This window comes from Actinophytocola sp. (assembly GCF_035712165.1).
Taxonomy (GTDB): Bacteria; Actinomycetota; Actinomycetes; order Mycobacteriales; family Pseudonocardiaceae; genus DASYTH01.
This window is the reverse complement of the sequence record NZ_DASTBH010000372.1, coordinates 1-6,033: the sequence shown is the minus strand read 5'-3', so window position 1 is coordinate 6,033 and position 6,033 is coordinate 1. Positions and strand designations below refer to the sequence as shown.

Genomic DNA, 6,033 nt, shown 5'->3' with positions numbered 1-6,033 from the left:
TACTCGCCTTCACTGCCCCACCGGCAACTAGCCCGGGCGCGAAGGGAGGGACTCACCGGGCGCAAAGTGGCAACTCGCCGGGCGCGAAGTAGGGGACCCGCCGGGCGTGAAGTAGGGGACCCGCCGGGCCGGAAGCGGCAACTCGCCAGGCCGGAAGTGGGGACTCGCCAGACCGGAACGGCAACTCGCCGGGCACGAAGTGGGAACTCGCCGGGCACGAAGTGGGAACTCGCCGAGCGCGAAGCAGGAACTCGCCGAGCGCGAAGTGGGGACTCGCCGGGCCGGAAGTGGGGACTCGCTGGGCCTGAAGTGGGGACTCGCCGGGCTTGAGGTGGGGACTCGCGGGTTTTAGGTGAGGGCGGCGAGGGCGGTGTGGGTGAGGACGCGGACGCCGGTGAGGAGGGCGCGTTCGTCCAGGTGGAAGGTGGGCTGGTGGAGGTCGGGGGGTGCGCCTTCGCCGGACCAGACGCCGAGGCGGGCGAAGGAGCCGGGGAGTTGTTCCAGGTACCAGCCGAAGTCTTCGCCGCCGGAGGACTGCTTGGTGCCGGTGACGGCGTCGGGGCCGAGGGCCGACTCGACACCGGCGCGGAGGATCTGGGTGCACTCCGGCTCGTTCATCACCGGGGGCACGCCGCGCTGGTGGTGCAGTTCGAAGCCGACGCCGGTGGGGGCGAGCAGGGACTGGACCAGCCCGGAGACCAAGGGTTCCAGGTCGGCCCACACCTCGTGGTCGCCGGTGCGCAGGGTGCCGCGCAGGACACCGTCCTGGGGCACGGCATTGGCGGCCTCACCGGCGTGCACGGAACCCCAGACCAGCACGGTGCCCGACCGCGGGTCCACCCGGCGGGACAGCAGCGTGGGCAGTCCGGTGATCACGTGGCCGAGGGCGTGCACGAGGTCGGCGGTCAGATGCGGGCGGGAGGTGTGTCCGCCCGGAGAGGTGAGCTGAAGCTCGAGCAGGTCGGTGGCGGAGGTGATCGCGCCGACCCGGGTGCCTACCCGGCCCACCTCGAGCCGGGGGTCGCAGTGCAGGCCGAAGATCGAGTCGACCCCGTCCACCCCGCCGGCGGCGATCACGTCGAGCGCGCCGCCCGGCATGACCTCCTCGGCCGGCTGGAAGATCAGCCGCACCCGGCCGGGCAGCGACGGCGCCGAAGCCAGCGCCAGCCCGGCGGCGACCAGCATCGAGGTGTGCGCGTCGTGCCCGCACGCGTGCGCGGCGCCGACCACGGTCGAGGCGTACGGCAGCCCGGTCAGTTCGGTGAGCGGCAACGCGTCCATGTCCGCGCGCAGGGCCACACACCGGTCCCCGGAGCCGAACTCGCACACCAGGCCGGTGCCGGCGGGCAGCACCCAGGGCTTCAGCCCGGCCGAACCCAGCAGCCCGGCGACCAGTTCGGTGGTCGCGAACTCCTGCCGGGACAGCTCCGGGTAGGCGTGCAGATGCCGGTACCACGCCACCACGTCCGCCGCGTTGCGCGCCATCCAGTCATCAAGCCAGGACGGCCCGCGCCCGACGCCGATGTCCTCCACAGGAGGCATCCTGACGCCGTCGCTGGTGAGCAGCACGATGGGGTCGTCGTCGGGCTCGTGGCTGTCCCACGGCCTGTCGGACCGCGAGTCGACCACGGTCATCGCGATTCCTCCTCCCGCAGGCAGGCATCCTCGGTACAAAAACTCCAGCAAATCGTGCACCACCGATGCTGGAGCCTCGCACAAGGTTCCTTAGGCAATCGGCTCGCCGGTAACAGGCGTGCGCCGAACGGCCCAACGAAATTCAGCCAGGCTAGTCGATCACAATCGATGACCGATCATGACGAGACCGCACCCGACTTCTTCTTCCTGATCCTACGCCGGACGGTCCGTCCCCCGATCACTATTCCCAGCAGCAGAACAGCCAGAACGCCGATAACCAGCTTCTGTTTCGCCCTTTCGGACTGCTGTTCCGGAGTCAGGTTCGGACCGGTCGGCGCGGTCGGATTGGGCGTCGTGGTCGGCTGTTCCACCGCGACGACGCTCGCCGGGCCGACGGTCGCGCTCGCCGAAACGCTCGTGGCGCAGGCGACGGGTACGACCGTGAGCAGCGCGAACACTACCGCAACCAGGAACCGGGTGACGATGTGCCGCATGGTGGTCACCCTACTGGGGGGACTCGCCGTCCGCGAAAGCTTGCAGAATGCGTTCCGCTGCCAGGGTGGCCGTGAGCCGGCCGTCGCGCACCTCGCGCTCCAACTCCGGGGCGATCCGCCGCACCCCGGCATCGTCGTGCAGCCGGGCGAGCAGGGTTTCCCGCACCATCGTCCAGGTCCAGTCGACCTGCTGCCGGCGCCGCTTGTCGTCCAGTTCGCCCGATTCGGCGAGGGTCGCGTGGTGCCGTTCGACCTCCGCCCACACCTCGGTGAGACCGGTTCCGGCCAACGCGCTGCAGGTCAGCACCGGCGGAACCCAGCGCGCCTCGGGTGAGCGCAGCAGCCGTAATGCCCCGGCCAGCTCCCGGGCCGCCCGGCCCGCCTCCCGAGCGTGCTCGCCGTCGGCCTTGTTCACCGCGATCACGTCGGCGAGCTCCAGCACGCCCTTCTTGATCCCCTGCAGCTGGTCGCCGGTGCGGGCCAGGGTGAGCAGCAGGAAGCAGTCGACCATGTTGGCCACGGCGACCTCGGACTGACCGACGCCGACGGTCTCCACCAGCACGATGTCGTACCCGGCGGCCTCCATCAGCACGATCGTCTCCCGGGTGGCCTTGGCGACCCCACCGAGTGTCCCTGAGGTGGGCGACGGCCGGATGAACGCCGCCGGGTCCACCGCCAACCGGGCCATCCGGGTCTTGTCGCCGAGGATCGAGCCGCCGGTCCGGGTCGAGGACGGGTCGACGGCGAGCACCGCCACCCGGTGCCCGGCCGCTGTCAGCATGCTGCCCAGCGCGTCGACGAAGGTGGACTTGCCGACGCCCGGCACCCCGGTGATCCCCACCCGGTGCGCGCCGCCGGCCTGCGGCAGCAGTTCGACCAGCAGTTCCTGAGCCAGACTCCGGTGATCCGCCCGGCGCGACTCCACCAGGGTGATCGCCTTGGACAGGATGCCGCGGTCGGCGGCCAGCACGCCCTTGACGTACTCGCCCAGTTCGAGGGGAGCAGCCACTACAGCGCGTGCCCGTGCGCCGAGGCGAGCGCGCGCACCAGGTCGCCGGCCGCGTCCGCGATCACCGTGCCCGGCCCGAAGATCGCCGTCGCCCCGGCGGCCCGCAGCTCGTCGTGGTCGCCGGGTGGGATGACCCCGCCGACCACGATCATGATGTCGTCCCGCCCGAGCGTCGCCAACTCCGAACGCAGCGCCGGGACCAGCGTGAGGTGCCCGGCGGCGAGCGAGTTGACGCCGACGATGTGCACGTCGGCCTCGACGGCCTGGCGCGCGACCTCGCCCGGGGTCTGGAACAGCGGTCCGACGTCCACGTCGAAGCCGAGGTCGGCGAACGCGGTGGCGATCACCTTCTGGCCGCGGTCGTGGCCGTCCTGCCCCATCTTGGCCACCAGGATCCGCGGCCGCCGGCCCTCCGCCTCACCGAAATCGGCGACCAGCCGGCGCGTCGCGTCCACATTGGACGCATCGCCGGCCTCTTCGGAGTACACACCGGAGATCGTACGGATCTGCGCCGAGTGCCGCCCCCAGACCGCGGCCAGCGCCTCGGAGATCTCCCCGACGGTCGCCTTCGCCCTGGCCGCCGCCACGGCCAGCGGCACCAGGTTGTCGGTGCCCTCGGCGGCCCGGCGCAGCGCCGCCAACGCGGAAGCCACCACCTCGTCGTCCCGCTCGGAACGCAGCCGCCGCAGCTTCTCCAACTGCTGCGCCCGCACCCCGGCGTTGTCCACCTTGAGCACGTCGATCTGCTCGTCGAGGGCCACCCGGTACTTGTTCACGCCGATCACCGGCTGCCGCCCGGAGTCGATCCGCGCCTGGGTGCGCGCGGCGGCCTCCTCGATGCGCATCTTGGGGATCCCGGCGTCGATCGCCTTCGCCATCCCGCCGGCTTTCTCGACCTCCTCGATGTGCCCCCACGCCCGCTTGGCCAGCTCGTAGGTCAGCCGCTCGACGAACGCGCTGCCGCCCCACGGGTCGATCACCCGGGTGGTCCCGGACTCGTGCTGCAGCAACAGTTGGGTGTTGCGGGCGATCCGCGCGGAGAAGTCCGTGGGCAGCGCCAGCGCCTCGTCCAACGCGTTGGTGTGCAAGGACTGCGTGTGCCCCTGGGTGGCCGCCATGGCCTCGACACAGGTGCGGATCACGTTGTTGAACACGTCCTGCGCGGTCAGCGACCAGCCGGAGGTCTGGCAGTGCGTGCGCAACGACAGCGACTTGTCCGAACCCGGCGAGAACTGCTTGACCAGCTTGGCCCACAGCAGCCGGGCCGCGCGCAGCTTGGCCACCTCCATGAAGAAGTTCATGCCCACGGCCCAGAAGAAGGACAGCCGGGGGGCGAACGAGTCGACCGGCAGCCCGGCGGCGAGCCCCGCGCGGATGTACTCCACCCCGTCGGCGAGCGTGTAGGCCAGTTCCAGGTCGGCGGTGGCCCCGGCCTCCTGCATGTGGTAGCCGGAGATGGAGATCGAGTTGAACCGTGGCATGTTCGCCGAGGCGTAGCCGAAGATGTCGGACACGATGCGCATCGACTGCCGGGGCGGATAGATGTAGGTGTTGCGCACCATGAACTCTTTGAGGATGTCGTTCTGGATGGTGCCGGCCAGCTTCGCCGGCGCCACCCCCTGCTCCTCGGCCGCGACGATGTAGAGCGCGAGCACCGGCAGCACCGCGCCGTTCATGGTCATCGACACGGTCATCTGGTCCAGCGGGATGCCGTCGAACAACTGCCGCATGTCGTAGATCGAGTCGATCGCCACGCCTGCCATGCCGACGTCGCCGGCCACCCGCGGATGGTCGGAGTCGTATCCGCGGTGCGTTGCCAGGTCGAACGCGATCGACAGTCCTTTCTGGCCGGCCGCGAGGTTGCGCCGGTAGAAGGCGTTGGACTCCTCGGCGGTGGAGAACCCGGCGTACTGCCGGATGGTCCACGGCTGCTTGACGTACATGGTCGGGTACGGCCCGCGCAGATAGGGCACCATGCCCGGGTAACCGTCCAGGAAGTCCAGCCCGTCGAGATCTTCCTTGGTGTACAAGGGTTTGATGTCGATGCCTTCGGGCGTCTGCCAGTGCGGGCCGGTCCCCGCCGGGCGGTCGGTGACCGGTTCACCCAGCTTGACGTCGGAAAAGTCAGGTATCACTGGAACTCCTCGTAACGCACCCGGGGCAGGCCACCGGAGGGCGGCTCCGGCGCGGGCGGTCGGACCAGGGGTTTCTCGTCGGCGTTGGCGAACACGGTGACCCCGGTGAGCTTGTCGGCGCCGGCCGCGAGGTTGGCGCGCCGGGCCTGCCAGGTCCGGGCCAGCCGGTCGGCGATCAGCCCGGCGTCCAGGGCCGCGGTCAGCCCGCCGGCCCGCTCGATCTCGGTGAACCATGCCCAGGCGGCCTCGGCCAGGTCGCTGGTCAGCCGCTCCACGTACCAGGACTCGGCGGCCGGGTCGAGCACGGCGTCCAGGTGCGACTCCTCGAGCAGGATCGACTGGGTGTTGCGGGCGATGCGCCGGCCGAACCCGTCGGGCAGCCCGACCGCGGAGTCGAACGGCAGCACGGTGATCGCGTCCGCGCCACCGACCCCGGCGGCGAAACAGGCGATCGTGGTGCGCAGCATGTTCACCCACGGGTCGCGCCTGGTCAGCACCGCCGGCGAGGTGACGACGTGCTGGCGCGAGCCGGTGTCGCCGATCCCGCACACCTGCGCGACCCGGGCCCACAACCGCCGCGCCGCGCGCAGCTTGGCGATGGTGAGGAACTGGTCGACCGTTGCGGCGTAACGGAACTCGAGTTGCGCGGCGGCCGCGTCGGCGGACAGCCCGGCCGAGGTGAGCGCGCGCAGGTAGGCGACCGCGGTGGCCAGCGCGCAGCCCAGCTCCTCGGCGTCCGAGCCACCGGCTTCGTGGTAGG

5 protein-coding genes are annotated in these 6,033 nt (G+C 70.9%); all 5 read right to left on the bottom strand.

What is annotated here, in order from left to right; all coding sequences use genetic code 11:
• Window positions 1-348: 348 nt before the first annotated feature.
• Complete coding sequence (locus tag VFO68_RS20480) at window positions 349-1,635, bottom strand: amidohydrolase (protein WP_325159948.1); 1,287 nt, start codon at window positions 1,633-1,635, stop codon at window positions 349-351.
• Between the two features lie 176 nt (window positions 1,636-1,811).
• Window positions 1,812-2,129 carry a hypothetical protein gene (locus VFO68_RS20475; RefSeq protein WP_325159947.1) on the bottom strand — a complete coding sequence of 106 codons (318 nt, stop codon included), beginning with the start codon at window positions 2,127-2,129 and terminating at the stop codon, window positions 1,812-1,814.
• Window positions 2,130-2,139: 10 nt separating this feature from the next.
• Complete coding sequence (gene meaB, locus VFO68_RS20470; RefSeq protein ID WP_325159946.1) at window positions 2,140-3,138, bottom strand: methylmalonyl Co-A mutase-associated GTPase MeaB; 999 nt, start codon at window positions 3,136-3,138, stop codon at window positions 2,140-2,142.
• On the bottom strand, window positions 3,138-5,273 hold the full coding sequence (gene scpA, locus VFO68_RS20465) for a methylmalonyl-CoA mutase (protein ID WP_414635538.1): 2,136 nt from the start codon (window positions 5,271-5,273) through the stop codon (window positions 3,138-3,140). The genes meaB and scpA overlap by 1 nt, the downstream gene beginning before the upstream one ends.
• Window positions 5,270-6,033, bottom strand: a 764-nt coding sequence (locus VFO68_RS20460; protein ID WP_325159945.1) for a methylmalonyl-CoA mutase family protein, incomplete at its 5' end; no start/stop codon positions are given. The genes scpA and VFO68_RS20460, both read right to left, overlap by 4 nt.